This is a genomic window from Alteromonas genovensis (assembly GCF_010500895.1).
GTDB lineage: Bacteria > Pseudomonadota > Gammaproteobacteria > Enterobacterales > Alteromonadaceae > Alteromonas > Alteromonas genovensis.
Genome location: NZ_JAAAWO010000001.1, coordinates 514,191 through 529,282, shown reverse-complemented (window position 1 = coordinate 529,282; position 15,092 = coordinate 514,191). Strand labels below are relative to the sequence as shown.

The 15,092-nt window shown below is 44.2% G+C and carries 17 protein-coding genes; 13 read left to right on the top strand and 4 right to left on the bottom strand.

What is annotated here, in order from left to right; translation table 11 throughout:
• Positions 1-312 precede the first annotated feature (312 nt).
• Positions 313-1,359, bottom strand: a complete 1,047-nt coding sequence (gene queA, locus GTQ48_RS02175) for a tRNA preQ1(34) S-adenosylmethionine ribosyltransferase-isomerase QueA (RefSeq protein ID WP_163104962.1) — start codon at positions 1,357-1,359, stop codon at positions 313-315.
• 475 nt (positions 1,360-1,834) lie between these two features.
• Positions 1,835-2,038 (bottom strand): DUF6471 domain-containing protein, encoded by a 204-nt coding sequence (locus GTQ48_RS02170; protein ID WP_235207730.1) that lies wholly within the window; start codon positions 2,036-2,038, stop codon positions 1,835-1,837.
• Positions 2,039-2,360: 322 nt separating this feature from the next.
• On the opposite strand from GTQ48_RS02170, the gene GTQ48_RS02165 reads away from it, so the two are divergent.
• The 9 genes from GTQ48_RS02165 (at position 2,361) to GTQ48_RS02125 (ending at position 9,134) form a co-directional block, all read left to right on the top strand.
• Positions 2,361-2,750 carry a DUF2170 family protein gene (locus GTQ48_RS02165; RefSeq protein ID WP_163104961.1) on the top strand — a complete coding sequence of 130 codons (390 nt, stop codon included), beginning with the start codon at positions 2,361-2,363 and terminating at the stop codon, positions 2,748-2,750.
• Positions 2,751-2,773: 23 nt separating this feature from the next.
• A complete protein-coding gene (locus GTQ48_RS02160; protein WP_032097125.1) occupies positions 2,774-3,454 on the top strand; it encodes a PspA/IM30 family protein in 681 nt (226 codons plus the stop codon).
• Positions 3,455-3,571: 117 nt separating this feature from the next.
• A complete protein-coding gene (locus GTQ48_RS02155; protein ID WP_203565046.1) occupies positions 3,572-4,627 on the top strand; it encodes a potassium channel family protein in 1,056 nt (351 codons plus the stop codon).
• Between the two features lie 34 nt (positions 4,628-4,661).
• Positions 4,662-5,306: a YjfK family protein gene (locus GTQ48_RS02150; RefSeq protein ID WP_163104960.1), complete on the top strand. Its 645-nt coding sequence runs from the start codon at positions 4,662-4,664 to the stop codon at positions 5,304-5,306.
• Positions 5,307-5,317: 11 nt separating this feature from the next.
• Positions 5,318-5,737: a DUF350 domain-containing protein gene (locus GTQ48_RS02145; protein ID WP_163104959.1), complete on the top strand. Its 420-nt coding sequence runs from the start codon at positions 5,318-5,320 to the stop codon at positions 5,735-5,737.
• 132 nt (positions 5,738-5,869) lie between these two features.
• On the top strand, positions 5,870-6,523 hold the full coding sequence (locus tag GTQ48_RS02140; RefSeq protein WP_163105076.1) for a DUF1190 family protein: 654 nt from the start codon (positions 5,870-5,872) through the stop codon (positions 6,521-6,523).
• Between the two features lies 1 nt (position 6,524).
• A complete protein-coding gene (locus tag GTQ48_RS02135; RefSeq protein ID WP_163104958.1) occupies positions 6,525-7,691 on the top strand; it encodes a glutathionylspermidine synthase family protein in 1,167 nt (388 codons plus the stop codon).
• A gap of 154 nt (positions 7,692-7,845) precedes the next feature.
• A complete protein-coding gene (locus GTQ48_RS02130) occupies positions 7,846-8,388 on the top strand; it encodes a rhomboid family intramembrane serine protease (RefSeq protein WP_163104957.1) in 543 nt (180 codons plus the stop codon).
• Positions 8,389-8,432: 44 nt separating this feature from the next.
• Positions 8,433-9,134 (top strand): VC0807 family protein, encoded by a 702-nt coding sequence (locus GTQ48_RS02125; protein ID WP_032097241.1) that lies wholly within the window; start codon positions 8,433-8,435, stop codon positions 9,132-9,134.
• 2 nt (positions 9,135-9,136) lie between these two features.
• Here GTQ48_RS02125 and GTQ48_RS17915 read toward each other — a convergent pair whose 3' ends face one another.
• Both GTQ48_RS17915 and GTQ48_RS02115 read right to left on the bottom strand, forming a co-directional pair.
• Complete coding sequence (locus GTQ48_RS17915; protein WP_163104956.1) at positions 9,137-9,457, bottom strand: type II toxin-antitoxin system RelE/ParE family toxin; 321 nt, start codon at positions 9,455-9,457, stop codon at positions 9,137-9,139.
• Position 9,458: 1 nt separating this feature from the next.
• A complete protein-coding gene (locus GTQ48_RS02115) occupies positions 9,459-9,698 on the bottom strand; it encodes a type II toxin -antitoxin system TacA 1-like antitoxin (RefSeq protein WP_163104955.1) in 240 nt (79 codons plus the stop codon).
• 323 nt (positions 9,699-10,021) lie between these two features.
• Between GTQ48_RS02115 and GTQ48_RS02110 the strand changes: the two genes are divergently transcribed.
• From GTQ48_RS02110 to GTQ48_RS02095, 4 genes are read left to right on the top strand one after another with little or no spacing between them, the layout of a single operon-like run.
• The gene (locus GTQ48_RS02110; protein WP_163104954.1) at positions 10,022-10,801 is read left to right on the top strand and encodes an ABC transporter ATP-binding protein; all 780 of its coding nucleotides are present in this window, start codon (positions 10,022-10,024) and stop codon (positions 10,799-10,801) included.
• Positions 10,798-10,947 carry a hypothetical protein gene (locus tag GTQ48_RS02105; protein ID WP_163104953.1) on the top strand — a complete coding sequence of 50 codons (150 nt, stop codon included), beginning with the start codon at positions 10,798-10,800 and terminating at the stop codon, positions 10,945-10,947. Before GTQ48_RS02110 ends, GTQ48_RS02105 begins: the two co-directional genes overlap by 4 nt.
• Entirely contained in the window at positions 10,932-13,862 is a 2,931-nt protein-coding gene (locus GTQ48_RS02100) for an ABC transporter permease (protein WP_163104951.1), read from the top strand. The genes GTQ48_RS02105 and GTQ48_RS02100 overlap by 16 nt, the downstream gene beginning before the upstream one ends.
• Positions 13,859-15,088, top strand: coding sequence for a lipocalin-like domain-containing protein (locus tag GTQ48_RS02095; RefSeq protein WP_163104949.1), 1,230 nt, complete (start codon positions 13,859-13,861; stop codon positions 15,086-15,088). Before GTQ48_RS02100 ends, GTQ48_RS02095 begins: the two co-directional genes overlap by 4 nt.
• Positions 15,089-15,092 lie beyond the last annotated feature (4 nt).

The window sequence follows — 15,092 nt, the reverse complement described above, 5'->3', positions numbered from 1 at the left end:
CTGTATCTATGTTTCTATTGAAGTGAACGAATATCTGGCTGTAAAAGAGGGCTTTAAGAGAAAGTAACTAACGATGAACGGCATTTGAGGATAGATGTTTGAGAATAACCGTTTGAAGTAGAAATTGAGGGTATTATTTTGGGAGCTATTTAGGGGGCTATCTAGGGAGTTTTTTTGATAGCTATTAAGGAAGCTATTTAACGAGCTAAGGAAAGCGCTATTTAAAAGCGCTTTCCAGAGAACCTATCCGAGTAGCCATTACAAGAGCTTATTCCAAGAGCTATTCTAAAAGGCCACTACAAAAACTCTGAACTAGCTTCTTTCGATAAACATGGAATCGCCATAGCTGAAGAATCGATATTCCTTATCAATGGCCTCTTGGTATGCATCCATCACATACTCTTTAGAAGCAAACGCACTTATAAGCATCATTAAGGTAGATTCTGGTAAGTGGAAATTGGTAAACATCGCATCCACTACTTTGAACTCGAACCCCGGATAAATAAAGATCTCGGTGTCATCGTAAAACGTGCCAATGACATCACCGTCGCTTCGCATGGTACTGAATTTCGCAGCCGACTCTAACGAACGCACCGAGGTGGTACCTACGGCAATAACTCGCTTACCGGCTGCCTTTGTCTGCAGTACGGCATCCACTACGTTTTGCGGTACCTCAGCATATTCGGCATGCATCTTGTGCTCGGTAATATTATCTACTCGCACTGGTTGAAACGTTCCCGCCCCCACATGCAAAGTGACAAAGGCCAAGTCAACGCCCTTCTCTTTCAGCGCACCAAGAATGTGTTCGTCAAAGTGTAAACCAGCGGTTGGCGCTGCTACCGCACCTGGCTTGTCGTTATATACCGTTTGATAACGTTCTTTGTCTGAATTTTCATCAGGTCTGTCTATGTAGGGCGGCAATGGCATGTGCCCGTGCGCTTCTAATAGCTGCAAAACGGTTTCATCATGGTCGAATTGCAAAATAAATAAAGCATCATCACGGCCCGTAACGGTCACATTAACGCAGTCTTCTAAAACAAGTTTTGTGCCTGGTTTAGGCGCTTTGCTCGCTCTCACATGAGCAAGAGCGGTGTTGTCTGCAATAATGCGTTCGATAAGCACTTCTACTTGTCCACCCGTTTCTTTCTTCCCGAGCAATCTGGCTGGGATAACCCGTGTGTCATTAAATACAAGCAGATCGCCAGGTTCAACAAGAGATAGCATATCGGCAAACATTGAGTGGGTAACGGTTCCCGTTTTTCCATCTAAACGCAAAAGGCGGCTAGCAGCACGCTGCTCAGTAGGATATTTCGCGATAAGTTTTTCAGGGAGCTCGAAGCTAAAATCAGAAAGTTTCATAACGTGGTGAGATACTCTTCTTACTTAGTTAATTAAAAGTTGCACAGTGCAGTCATTTCAAGCAGTGATTACAAGCAGTTGTGACAATAACCACAGTAAGCACAATAACAGGCCATAAAATAAGGGTAATTAAATAACGAGAAACACGTTAAAAAAAGCTAAAAACTATAAACGTCTTCGCGTAGGTCCTCGCATGGGTATGGTGCCACATAATCCGTTATGAAATTTCATACCACTTACAGCTGATTAAAATTAGTACAAGGCAGCTTAAACGGTTAAGATACAACCCAGATAGTGATGATGTTCTCCCTGACAATTCTTTATCTTTGATACCCGGCTACTTGCTGGGTATTTTTTTGCCTGCTGCTTTTATCTTGGTCGGCGTATTGGCCGTCACGTTAGCCTTTGATTCTCAATTTACTGCTCGTTTATTTGTTCGTGCTATTTTCCTGCTGTTCCTATTATCATACCAAGATCATGGTTGAAGGTCAGTTAAGATCTCCTCTAGCACAGCGGCGTCTAGAGGCCGAGCTTTTAGTACATAAAGTACTTGCAGCATTAAATCAGCCCCCATAATACCTTTATTCACCTTATTTCTTAAATTATCAGCACTCTGTTCGATATCAATAGCAGCAAGCCGCTGGCTTAAGTCTTGATATTTCACGCCTCGCACAGACATTTCTGACTTAATCACCCGCGCTACGGTTTGTCTCCATGCATTTTTAGCACTCAATTCTTTGTTCAAAACCGGCCTCCCCAGCCATTAAAAACGCCATTAAAACTACCACTAAAAACACTCTTTTGTGACGTATATTTTACAAAAACACACTTTTTTACACTTAAGAAGCATATTTGTTATTGACGATTATGGCACAATGGATATACACTTCAAGTCAAGATGTTGGCGAAGATGGAAAATACTGGTTACAGTAGCAATGCCGAAGGTAACGGCACCTTTTTCATTTACGACATTATCGCTTCAATAATTTAAGGAGAACACTATGAGTTGGGAACTGGAAAGCATCGAAGCCTTACTAAAAGAGGTTGATGACTTTGTGGTAACACGAGAGGAAAATTGCTTACTCATTGCTAATCAAGATGGCATCGATGCCTGGCTAGCAATCAGTGGTGAGCAAATTTTAGTAGAAAGTCTCTTGTTTGCTGCTTCAGAAGTGAAAGACAAGCACGCGTTAGACCATGAAATTCTGTCTTCTCACATGGTGTTTCCACTCACAACCGTTGGAATATCAATCATTGGTGGCGATGAGTACTACACCGCATTTGGCGCGCTAAGTGCGCAGTCGAAAGGCGAGAGTATTGTTATTGAAGTTGAAACCTTGTTTCAGAACGTTGCATCTTTCTTAGATGCTTACGAAATGCACCTTAACTAAAATTTACTTCGAAGGAGAAGCAAATGTCAGTGTGGAAAAAGTTAATTACCGCAGTAAAGGGTGGCGCTACCGAAGCAGCGCAGTCAGTGGCCGACAGTCAGGCCATCCGAATTCTGGAGCAGGAAATTAGAGAAGCGAAAGAAGAGTTACGCAAATCTGACCACGCACGTACTCAGATTCTTGCAAAATGTAAGCTTTCGCAGCAAAAAGTAGAAAGCTTTGATTCATCCATCGCAGAATATGAAGCACATGCTAGAAAAGCAGTAGATAATGACCGCCAACTTGCCCTCGACTGTGCGCAAAAGGTGTCTGAGCTAAATGAAGAACGAGCGCAAGAGCAGTCATACCTTGACCAGTTCAAGCAATCGGAAAAGCAGTTAGCGCAAAACATTCAGCAAGCTAAAGCTAACCTTCGCCGCCTAGAGCAGCAGGTTGATATGGTGAAAGCCACAGAGAGCGTGCAAAAAGCACAAGTTGCGGTGTCTTCACGACACATGGGCGCAAACAGCAAAATGAAAACGGCCACAGAATCACTGTCCCGTATTCAAGATAAGCAAAAAATGCGTAATGCTGAGCTTCAAGCCGCCGAAGAGCTAGCGGGTGAAGAATCGAGTAGCGATCTTGAAAAACGACTGGCTGATGCAGGCATCAAGGGCGGAAAAACGTCTGCCGACGATGAACTTGCTAGAATTTTAGGCAAGTAAAAAGATAGCAAAAAGGGGGAGCGTTTACGCTCCCCCTTTTTTTAGTTTTAGCACGGCTAGACAAGTTAAACGCTTCAAGGCACAGTTAACGCACGGAAAACACGGGTTACTTCTTTTATGTCCCCATGGATAAAACTGCGCAAAGTCATGCTGCAGTATTTCGCTGAATCTCGCTGGTATACCATTTTAGGCGTAACGGCGTTTTACGCAGTAAGTAGCTATTGGCTGCTTTATGCTGCAAATGAAAATGAACTCATTAACAATGTCGACTTCTTTTACTGGTTAGCAGTAACGGCCTCGACAGTGGGCTACGGCGACTTGTCGCCGGTAACTTCGGCGGGAAAACTAATAGTGGCGATATACGTCATTCCGCTTGGCTTAAGTATTTTTGCCATGGTTATTGGCCGATTGGCCGCGTGGGTGTCTGAACAATGGAGAAAAGGGTTATTGGGTATGACAAGCTTAGATGTTAACAACCACATACTGGTTATCGGCTGGAATGAACAGCGAACCATGCTGCTACTTAACCTCCTGTTACAGGAGCGAAATGCAATGAGCCCTAAACCTGATATTGTGCTGTGCGTTAAAGCCGATATTAGTAACCCCATGCCCGGCGTTATCGAATTTGTCAAAGTAGACTCGTTCAATAAAGATGAAGACATGGACAGAGCCTGTGTTTCCTCGGCGTCTACTATTTTGCTAGATAATCCTTACGACGACGTCACCATGACCACTGCGCTGTATTGCACGAAGCGTAACCCCGATGCACATCAAGTGGCATATTTTGAAGACGAAAGCTTAGTCGACCTGCTGCAAGACCATTGCCCTAAGGTTGAATGTACCCCCAGCGTTGCGGTTGAAATGCTGGCAAAATCAGCCTTCGATCCTGGCTCGAGCATGCTTCATCACGACCTGTTGAGTATTGATGAGGGCCAAGCCCAGTTTTCGGTAAAAATTCCAGCGTCGAGCCCTGCAATCTCAATTGCAAAGTTATTTATGAACTTGAAACGCAAGCACGACGCCATATTTATTGGTTATGCGCCCCGCGGGCAAGTGAAAGACATGGTGGTGAATCCTCCATTAGAAGGCACACTGAATCCTGGTGACACCCTTTTTTATATTGCGCTAAGTCGAATCAATTCGATTGACTGGCTAACGCTGGACGCAGATTAGCCCGCACACTAGGCTGTCAAAAAGGAGCCCCCGTATGTTTGGTAAATTGTTTAAAAAAGCGAAACCTGCAGCACCAAAAACACCTGAAGTAATGGGGCTGTATTTAGGCGGTTCGTTTGAACTCGACAACCTTAAAATGTCGTTGCTAGAGCCATCGCTAACTATAGAAAAGGCGGCTCGCTCGCACCTTATACAAGCTGTAGGCGAAGCACCGCTTGACACTGGCGGCACCATACTCAGATTTTACACCGATGACGATGGATTTTTGCAGGTTATTCTCGATGGCGGAATGAGTGAAAACCACGTAACCGACGTCAAGCTCTGGCATTTTTACGACACACAAACTATTGGCAGTGATGCGCAGTGGAACACGTGTTTATCATCAATTATTAGCCAGCCAACTTATGACCTAGACGGCACCACCTTTACACGAGTATGGGGCGCCATTGGCGACGAGTCTCCCCCCGTGGCAGTCACCGAAACCACCTATGAGGAAGATGATGATATAAGTAAAACAGATCAATTTATGATGCTTTACGAACGTCCAATAGATAATGAACGGGTGGAAACCTTGTTAGTCGTTGGAGAAGAGAAGCAAGTAGGTAATAATTTAGACCGATGCTTAGTAATTTCAACGGGCGTTGATATTCAACCAGCAGATATAACTATTAACGGATAGGAACAAAAAATATGACGGATACAATCATGCAATCTCTTGCCGGACTAGACAACTTTGCTTTGTACTTTGGCCTTTCAATCCTGTTCTTATTTATTTTCAAATTGGTGTATGCGTTAGTCACACCACATGACGAGTGGAAACTGGTTAAAGAAGACAAAAACGTTGCCGCAGCCATTGGTTTTGGCGGAGCTATTATCGGTTTTGCTATTGCGCTTGGAAGTGCCGCTTCAAACTCGGTTGCCGTAGTCGACTTCGCCATTTGGGCCATTGTTGCCGTTATTGCTCAGTCTCTGGCTTTTGCTATTTTACGATTTAGCTTTATGCCAAAAATTGCTGAGCGCATTAACAACAATGAAATTTCTGCAGGTGTGATGCTTGCCAGTATGTCAATTGCCGTAGGCCTGCTCAACGCAGCGTGTATGACCTATTAGGGAGCCGCTATGACAGACTCAACAGACAACACAAATAAACAGGGCCCGCTTGGCTCTACGTCTTTTGAAAGTAACTGCGAAAGCAGCAATGAAACCAGCTGTAAAAATACTTCCACCAGCGATGGCAGTTGTATGAGTACTCAAGTCTCATCTGAGACGAACGCTGAGCCTGAAGTAAAAACCAAACGCAGTAAGCACATCAATTTAAGCCGAATGCGCAAAACGTTTAGCGTTAAACCTTTGGCACTTGGCGTTGCCAGTGTAATGCTCTCTGCCTGCGGCGCCGAGCGAGAAGAAGCCAAGATTTATACATCAATTGATGACTGCAAGCAGGATTATCCTGATGCATTAGAAAAGTGCGAGGCAGCCTATAAAACCGCGGCTGATGAAGCCCTGCGCACAAGCCCTCGATTTAATTCAGAATACGACTGTGAATACGAATTTGGCCCTAATCAGTGCCGTAACGTCAACACTAACGGCGGCAGCTTTTTTATGCCGTTTATGGCGGGCTACATGGTGAGCTCACTACTTTCGCCAAACCGCTATTATTCACAACCTCTGTATACCTCATCTTCATACAACTCGCCCTTTCGCTCACGGTGGATAACGGCCGACGGACATGTGTTCGATGGCGATATTCGAAAGCGCAATTACCGAGTAAGTAAAGATCAGTTAAAACCAAAACCTACGGTTAACCGCACAATGAAGCGAGGCGGCTTCGGCAGTAGCGTGCGCGCTAAATCTTCATGGGGTAGCAGTAGTCGCAAAGGCGGATGGGGCGGCTAGAATGTTTAGAATGCCCTGCCAGCCGCGCCCAAACTGGCAGCAGCTAGCCTCAGAGTTCGGCTTTCATTTTCATACCATGTACGGGCAGCCGTATTGGGATGAAAGTGCCTATTATCAGTTTTCGCTAGCGCAAATTGAAAACGATATTGAAGCGCCCACCGCAGAACTGCATCAAATGTGTTTAGCGGTAGTGGAGAAAGTGGTGAACAGCGAATCATTACTTCGCCGATTTGCCATACCCGAACAACACTGGGATTTAGTGCAATCAAGTTGGTTTAATGCCGACCCCAGTTTATATTCTCGTCTAGACCTAGTTTATAGCGGTGCAGGCCCTGCAAAGTTACTAGAAAACAACGCCGACACGCCCACCAGCTTATACGAATCGGGTTTTTGGCAGTGGCTGTGGCTAGAGCAGAACGTGGATAATGGGAAACTGGCTAGGCATTCAGATCAATTTAACAGCCTGCAAGAAAAGCTGGTTCATCGATTCCGTGAAATAGCGAAGCATTATAACATTCAGCAACTTCACATGGCCTGTTGCAAAGATACCGATGAAGACAGAGGTACCGTGCAATACCTTCAAGATTGCGCGGCAGAAGCTGGGCTGCTCGCCGACTTTGTGTTTATTGAAGACGTCGGCATTGCAGATACGGGTGTGTTTACCGATTTAAACGACAGTCCCATCACAGATTGTTTTAAGCTTTATCCGTGGGAGTTCATGCTTCGGGAAGAATTCGGCGACGCACTAGCAGGTGCAGAAGTAAATTGGCTAGAGCCTGCTTGGAAATCTGTTTTATCAAATAAAGCATTGCTTCCTATGCTGTGGAAGATGTTTGAAGGCCACCCTAACCTGCTACCATCGTATTTCAGCGATGAAGCTGATAAAGCGGTTGCGTCGGGCAAATGGATTAAAAAGCCATTGTATTCACGGGAGGGGGCGAACGTTTCGATTCTTCAAGATGGCAAAGAGGATGAGCTGAGCAGCGGTCCCTATGGAGAAGAAGGCTTTATTGTGCAGGCCTTTGAACCTTTACCCACCTTTGGTGATAATTACACACTAATTGGCAGCTGGCTGGTAGATGACATGCCTGCGGGAATTTCAGTCAGGGAGGATACGTCTGCCATTACACAAGACCTCTCGCGCTATGTACCTCACATAATTTTATAAGCGAAAGACTTTATGAACGCAAGAATCTGTAAACGAAAGGTTTGGTGACCATGTGCGCTCTAAAACCTATATTACATGTACTACATTCTAGCACCGCGATATTAACACCGTACTACTCACAATACTTATTTAGCATTATCGTAAAGGACATGTTATGAAGTCGCTATCGATGCAGCTGCGCATCATATTCACCATAGGCGCACTGTTAATTTTAATTGAAGTGGCAAACCTTTTAACGGGTAATTCACTCAATGCCTTTGGCGTTGTGCCACGCTCTTTAAATCACTTGCCATTTATTTTTACTGCCCCTTTTCTTCATGGCACTCCTACACACTTAATGGCAAACCTATTGCCGCTAATGCTATTCATGTGGCTAACAATGCAATGGGGCAAACGCACTTTCATTATTGCTACCGTGTGTGCGCTGCTTATTGGCGGCCTCGGCGTATGGCTGTTTGGCCGAAGCGCTACACATATTGGGGCTAGCGGCATGGTATATGGATACTTTGGCTTCTTGGTATTGGCTGGGTTTCGAAGTAATAAGATTCGATATTTGCTCATTTCCTTGGTGGTTGCTGCGCTATACGGCGGAATGTTAGTCGGCGTGCTCCCCACATCGAAGTTTATTTCGTTTGAATATCATCTATTTGGCTTTCTAGGTGGGTTATTTGCCGCTTGGCACTGGGCACGGAAATAACTTTCCGTATAATCACACTACAGAATTTGAAGTTACAGATTGATATGTCAGCAGTACAACAACCTCAGCAAAAAAATCAGGGCTTTTTTGGCAACCTCGCTTTTAATATCATTATTCCCGTAGTGCTTATGAGCTATGCAAGCTCTGAGGATTATTTAGGTCCAGCGTGGAGCATAGTGGCGGCGCTAAGCTTTCCCATCGGCTACGGGCTTTATGATTTAAAGCAGTCGGGAAAAGTGAATGGTTTCTCCATTCTTGGGATCATCAGTGTATTGCTTACCGGGGGATTTAGCCTATTAAAACTTCCCGCCGAGTATATTGCGATAAAAGAAGCCGCAATCCCTGGCCTTATCGGCATTGCAGTTTTAGTCACTCAATATACCGAAAAACCTTTAGTCAAGATGTTGATATTAAACGACCAAATCATCAATTGGCCTCATCTAAATCAGGTACTTGACGCCAAAGGCAAGCAGGTTGAGTTCAATAAAAAAGTGGCGGTAAGCTCATATATTGTTGCAAGCTCTTTCTTTTTGTCTTCTGCGCTTAATTACATACTGGCAAAAATGATACTCGTCAGCGAGCCTGGCACAACGGCCTACACCGAAGAGCTTGGCAGAATGACAGCGCTAAGCTACCCCGTGATCGTCATTCCTAGCATGGTATTGCTGATTGCTGCGTTGTGGTATCTGTTTGCTCAAATAAAGAAAATTACTGGTGAAGAGCTCGATAACTTTATTAATCAGTAATTTTAATAAAGCGTACCTTTAGACCTGCTCGATAGGTGCCGCACCATATCTCTTGATTTATGTAGTACGGCAATTATTATTGGCTTTTCGTTTGGAGGTGAAATGTAGAAAATGAAGTGCTCTTTTACAATCGTAAATTTTACGCTGGGGAGTGTTTTAGAATAATATTTACAGACAACTTCATTTGTACCAATTTTGTCGAATTGGTTTCTCAATGCAGAGCGATATAGTTTTACTTGTTTTTCACCCCAGTTTTTTAGGGTGTAGCGAACTACTTCACGAATATCATTTTCAGCGTCTTTTGATAGAAGATATGAAGTCAAGTTACTGATCTGCTAACTCTTCATCGAATATTTCATCGAGTGTTTTGTTTGAAATGGCACCACTTAATGCGCTATTGATCCTTTTATTCAAAAGGCTTTCCAACTTTTTAAATGCCTCAGATTCCTCCTGTGAAGGCAATGCACATTCTAACACATAGGTTTTTATGCTCTTACCCTGAATAGCAGCTGCTGCTTTAAGAAACTGGTGCTGTTCTGCAGTAATATCAATTGAAAGTCTCATAGACAACTCCATAGGGGCGATGCTGAAAACGATAGTTCAGATACAACATTATGTCAATTTGTTGTTTTTTAAATTTACCTCTTTTGCCCCCATTTACCATTATTCTTATTCTTGCTATTTTTTGCTGCTCCAAAAGTGCTGAGGCAACGTAAACCTATCAGTAAGACGCAATAATAGAACAAATTAATTGTTAGCTTGAAATAGACGGCTAGCTTAAAATTGTCGTCAGGATTGCCGCTTTAAAATCCTCCAGAGTTGCCAAACTGCGACCCTGAATGAATTGTTCTTTACTTCTATTACTCGAAAAGGTCTTCCTGTCACCTATGTTGAAAATTGAAAAGTTAACAAAGTCGTTTGAAGGCGTTACCGCACCTATTCTTTGTGATTTAGACCTTTCGGTAAATAACGGCGATTCCGTGAGTATTCAAGGGGCTTCAGGGTGTGGCAAATCAACGCTTTTATCGCTTATTGCAGGCTTTGATACGCCTACCTCAGGTACCATTTCAGTCAACGATTATTGTTTGTATGAAGGCAGTGAATCCCCATCTCAGGACGCTTCCTCTAATGCCCGAAACCTAGCTGCGGCCGAAAAAGGTAAAGTTGGAACAGAGACTGTTTTAAACAATGTTGCGAGAAATAAAAGCAATGTGGATGATTTTCGAAAGAATCATTTAGGGATCGTATTTCAAAGCTACAACCTATTTGATTGTTTTAATGCATGGGACAACATTGCGTTTACCGCGCGATTAAAAGGTAACTACAACCCGCAGTATCAAACTGAACTTATGGAACAGCTCAATATTTTGCCTCTTGCGAAAAAGCCAATATCTCAATTATCTGGCGGTGAGCAACAGCGCTGTGCAATAGCAAGGGCTCTGGTACACAAGCCCTCTTTAATACTCGCTGACGAACCTACCGGAAATTTAGATGAAGCCACCAGCCAAGCTGTTTCCGATATTCTCTATGACGTATGCAGCGCGATGAACACAACATTACTGGTTGTGACACACAGCCCTGATGTGGCTCAAAAAGCGAAGCTCCCATTGTGGCTACATAAAGGCAAATTGAACGAAGAAAAAGCGCCGATTAGGGAATTGCAGTGAACGCACTGATTGGTGCAAAAATAGGCGCCATAGTGAGAGCCATAGTAAGAGTAAAAGCGAGCGCAGTCGCTAATGCAGTAGTTAATGCATGTGTCAAACCGGCCCATTATTTAAATGATGAAGTATCACTTTGCATAGAACCTTAAGCCTCACCCTTAAAGCCCTTTTAGCCATGTCGCGGGTAAGACCGTGGGAGCCGCTGCTCATCATGTTCGCCATCATTTTAGCAAATGCAGGCCTCATTACCGTGCTGCTCATTAACGAAGGCGCTTCGCAAGGTGAGCTAGCCAGTAGCCAATCTTCTATTTTCAATGGCGGTACTATTGTTTTTGTCGACAAGACTGCTGTTGCCGACACAGCTTTGGATGAGGCTGTAAGTGAGCCTCGAGTGGGTGAAGTGGGTGAAGACGACTCACTCAGCAAAGCTGACTATGCCAATTTGAGAATGGCAGGGTTTACCCAACTGGTAGCGTTTAGCGAAAGACAATACAGGTTTTTATGCGCTGAAGATGACAATAGCGTTAACCAAGTAGAAACGTCGCAAGAAGCTTCAGAGCTGTCTCTTTTGGGAATAGATAACCAAGCCCTTTTTAGCTATCCAGCTGCTGGGGATAAAGCTGGCTCAATTTCAAATAATATGACTGGGTTAATGTCAACAAATGGCGGCTCTGCTCAGTCAAATCATGTTGTGGGCGCCATACACCCAGCTACAAAATCAAAACTCGGCTGTGATGTGTTGTTTTTTAGTGGTGCTCAAAAACGCAGTCAAAAAGGTAGCCAAAAACGCAGCCAAAAAAATAGCCAACTAGCCAGTGGTGACACACAAGACGGCGAAGCTTCTTCACCAAGAGCGTCTTCATCAGGAGCCTCTTCAGCTGACATCTTAGGTGAAACAGCAGGTGCGTTGCCGCCCTCTTCTGGCATCACTTCATCATCCTCATCAACCGTTATTGTACAATTAAGGGTCAGCACCGCAGTGTCGCAAGACGCAATTGTTGTGTCACTGTCAGACTTTTATCGCCGAAATATCACTGAGGCCACATGGCCCCTTTCGGGCTTTTTGTCCTTACAGACTCTCTCACAAAACGAGAAGCTAGATATACAACAAAGGCTTTCACAGACCGTTCAATTTGAAGATGTCAGCACGCAGCAAGACACCGGCTCGTTGCCAGATAGCTTTAAGCTGAATTTGTGGGCTATGGGCGCGCTGATGGCTGTTGTGGCGCTCTTTATTGTGTTAAACGCGCTGAACTTGATGTACAGAACTCGGTTACCCAACATCATTAGAATGAGGCAACTGGGCATACGCAGCCGCCATTTAACCACAGCACTACTTACAGAGCTTTTAATTTATTGCGTATTGAGCGTTCCCGTTGGTTGCGCTGCAGGTTTTTATGCCGCGTCAATGCTTTCACCCATTATTAGCGGCACCTTTTCTTCTCTTTTCGATGCGGTGTTTATTACCCCTGACGTCAACCTAATCAGCACACTCGCGCTCTCGGTAATTGTTACCTTTTTATCGCTGGGCATATTTGCACTCATTCCAGCAAAACAACTCTCTACTGCATTAAGCACAAGAACAGTTAAAGCCGCTCAGCCTATGCGAAAACGCTCTGTTCTTGTTTGGACGATAGCCGGTATTGCCCTATTAGCCATTACCCAAGCGTTAATATCATCTACGCTGCACGCACTGCTGTTTGTTGCAATATTACTGCTGGTAAGCTGCTCTTTGGTGATTGTATGGTTGCCAATACTGGCCAACGGTGTGATGAAGGTTACGCCCCCAAGTAAACCCGTTTTACACTTTATAGTAGCAAGTACTGCGCAGCTTTCTTCTCGTACCCGTCTTGCCGTCTGTGCTTTTTTCATTGCGCTTACCGCTAACATTGGCATGAACGTTATGACCGATAGCTTTCGTGCGGCTACGGAAAGTTGGCTAACACAGCGATTGTACGCCCCTGCGTATTTGTACGTCGATAAAGCACTCTCTGAACTTGTTATACCCGAAGGCGTTGCCTCAACGCCATTGCTAAGACTACAAGGCAAACTTGTTGCCCAGTCTAATGCGAACCCTAGTGGCAGTGCTTCTAATAACAATAGCTCTAGTGGCAATGATTTTAGTAGCAATAGCTCTAAAAGCGCGGATGCTACCACTATTTCAATTAGCAGTTACCCTACCCATGATAATGGCCGTAATGCCCTTGTTGTAGACTCAAGTGTTCCTAATGCATGGACCAAGTTTGAAAGCGGTGAAGGCATTTACATTAATCAGCAACTTGCGTTTTCTCATGATGTTTCACTGGGCGACACGCTTTTTCTTGAAGAGATAAAGGCTGTCAATATCGATGAGAACTCAAACCAAATTAACAATCGCTTCTTTAACAAACCACCCTCTTTTACCGTATTAGGCATCTACCCAGATTACGGCAATATGAAAGCGCAGTTGCTGTTGCCACTATCAAACTTTAATAAAGATACCATTGGAGACGCCGCATTTTCTGGCGTGCTTGCTATCTCTTATGGTCAATCTACTTTCCAAGCAGGTACACCTGAAACGCCTCAAACCTTTGAGCAGAAGGAAACAACACTCGCCACTCAGGGTAACCTCTACAGTAGAGAAGAATTACTCACGCTTTCGATGGATACCTTTGATAGAACGTTTGTCCTTACTGATGGCTTAAATATCACAACGCTGCTTGTGGCGGGAATAGCCTTTGCGGTATCGCTAAGTATATTGTCGCTAAGCAATGCATCATCGCTAACAGTGCTGAGGGCCCTCGGGGTAAGTAAAACAGCAGTAAAGCTCAGCTTACTAGGACAATATATTTTTCTATGCTTACTCACCGCCTTACTTGCCGTACCGTTTGGCGTTTACCTAGCGTATGTATTTATATTCAAAGTTAATCGACTTGCCTTTAGCTGGGTCTATCCGCTAGCCGTCGACGTTGGCCTTATCATAAGCAGTGTAACGGTGTCGCTAGCAATCATATGCTTGGTAATTGCTCTTCCACTAGGCAGGCTAAAGCCCAAAGTAGATTTACGACAGGATGCACCGCTATGAAACCTACGCTTAACCTGCTCTCGGAGATTTTTCCTACGCTCTTAAAAAGAATTGAGCCTCTCAAATTTTCCCTTTCAGTAGCAATGGCCGTTTGTGTATTAACCTGCAGTGCTTGCTCAGATGCGCCAGCGCCTTCTCGTTTCTTTGGGGATCTATCAAAAAGTAATTCGGAAGATAGCGCTGAAAATGGCAGTAGCAGCGACTCTTCAACCGGCTCGTTTCAATCTGTGAATAAAACAACTCCTTTAGTATTACCTAAGGATCATGGCAGCCACCCTGATTATCAGCTTGAGTGGTGGTACCTAACCTTTGTATTAGGAGATGATGAGAATAACGAATACGGCTTACAATTTACCTTGTTTCGATTTGCTACCGCAAAAGAAACTCAGATAGCAAGCTCATGGTCTACGCCACAGCAGTGGATGGGACATGCGTCACTACACGCAAAAGATGAGCATTTTTTTGAAGAGCGCTTAGCTGCTGGAGGTGTAGGAAACGCCTTTGTTAAGCCAGCCCCTTTTAACGCCGTTATTGATGACTGGTCGTGGCAATCAAAAAGCGACTCTCCTTTTCCCGCAACATTACAATTCTCTATCAATAATAACGTAGATATTGCTCTATCACTCACTGCTAAAGGCCCATTCGTTAAACAGGGTGATAAGGGTTACAGTAAAAAAACTGAAGACGCACGCCTTCGCTCCTACTATTACAGCCAGCCATTTATAGACGCAAGCGGCACTCTTGATATCAACAACACAACGTTCAACGTGAAAGGTTTGGGCTGGTACGATCATGAATGGACAAGCCACCTAGCTAACAGCAATGCCATGGGTTGGGACTGGTTTTCACTGCATTTAGACGACGGTAGTAAGCTGATGGCGTTTCGTATGCATGCCACTGGTGCAGGTACAAAAGGTACAAAAAATAGAGGTAGTGAAATATATACGACAGCCTCTTATATCACGGCATCAGGAGATAAAGAAACACTAGCATTGAATGAAATCAGCATTATGCCTTTAGACAATGAACAAATTACTACGTTAAATACCGAACGCGATGTGCCCACCACGTGGCAAATAACCATTCCTAGTAAAGATGTGGATATTACTGTATCGCCATTTAAATCTGGCCAATGGAATAGCAGCGTATTTGAGTATTATGAGGGAAGAGTAAACGTCACCGGCACCCATAAGGGTGCTGGCTTTATGGAATTAACGGGGTATTGATCTA

Excerpts from the sequence above, each read along its gene's own strand:
- queA (WP_163104962.1), bottom strand. The coding sequence starts at position 1,359 with ATGAAACTTTCTGATTTTAGCTTCGAGCTCCCTGAAAAACTTATCGCG.
- GTQ48_RS02170 (WP_235207730.1), bottom strand. The coding sequence starts at position 2,038 with ATGTCTGTGCGAGGCGTGAAATATCAAGACTTAAGCCAGCGGCTTGCT.
- GTQ48_RS02165 (WP_163104961.1), top strand. The coding sequence starts at position 2,361 with ATGAGTTGGGAACTGGAAAGCATCGAAGCCTTACTAAAAGAGGTTGAT.
- GTQ48_RS02160 (WP_032097125.1), top strand. The coding sequence starts at position 2,774 with ATGTCAGTGTGGAAAAAGTTAATTACCGCAGTAAAGGGTGGCGCTACC.
- GTQ48_RS02155 (WP_203565046.1), top strand. The coding sequence starts at position 3,572 with ATGTCCCCATGGATAAAACTGCGCAAAGTCATGCTGCAGTATTTCGCT.
- GTQ48_RS02150 (WP_163104960.1), top strand. The coding sequence starts at position 4,662 with ATGTTTGGTAAATTGTTTAAAAAAGCGAAACCTGCAGCACCAAAAACA.
- GTQ48_RS02145 (WP_163104959.1), top strand. The coding sequence starts at position 5,318 with ATGACGGATACAATCATGCAATCTCTTGCCGGACTAGACAACTTTGCT.
- GTQ48_RS02140 (WP_163105076.1), top strand. The coding sequence starts at position 5,870 with ATGAGTACTCAAGTCTCATCTGAGACGAACGCTGAGCCTGAAGTAAAA.
- GTQ48_RS02135 (WP_163104958.1), top strand. The coding sequence starts at position 6,525 with ATGTTTAGAATGCCCTGCCAGCCGCGCCCAAACTGGCAGCAGCTAGCC.
- GTQ48_RS02130 (WP_163104957.1), top strand. The coding sequence starts at position 7,846 with ATGAAGTCGCTATCGATGCAGCTGCGCATCATATTCACCATAGGCGCA.
- GTQ48_RS02125 (WP_032097241.1), top strand. The coding sequence starts at position 8,433 with ATGTCAGCAGTACAACAACCTCAGCAAAAAAATCAGGGCTTTTTTGGC.
- GTQ48_RS02115 (WP_163104955.1), bottom strand. The coding sequence starts at position 9,698 with ATGAGACTTTCAATTGATATTACTGCAGAACAGCACCAGTTTCTTAAA.
- GTQ48_RS02110 (WP_163104954.1), top strand. The coding sequence starts at position 10,022 with ATGTTGAAAATTGAAAAGTTAACAAAGTCGTTTGAAGGCGTTACCGCA.
- GTQ48_RS02095 (WP_163104949.1), top strand. The coding sequence starts at position 13,859 with ATGAAACCTACGCTTAACCTGCTCTCGGAGATTTTTCCTACGCTCTTA.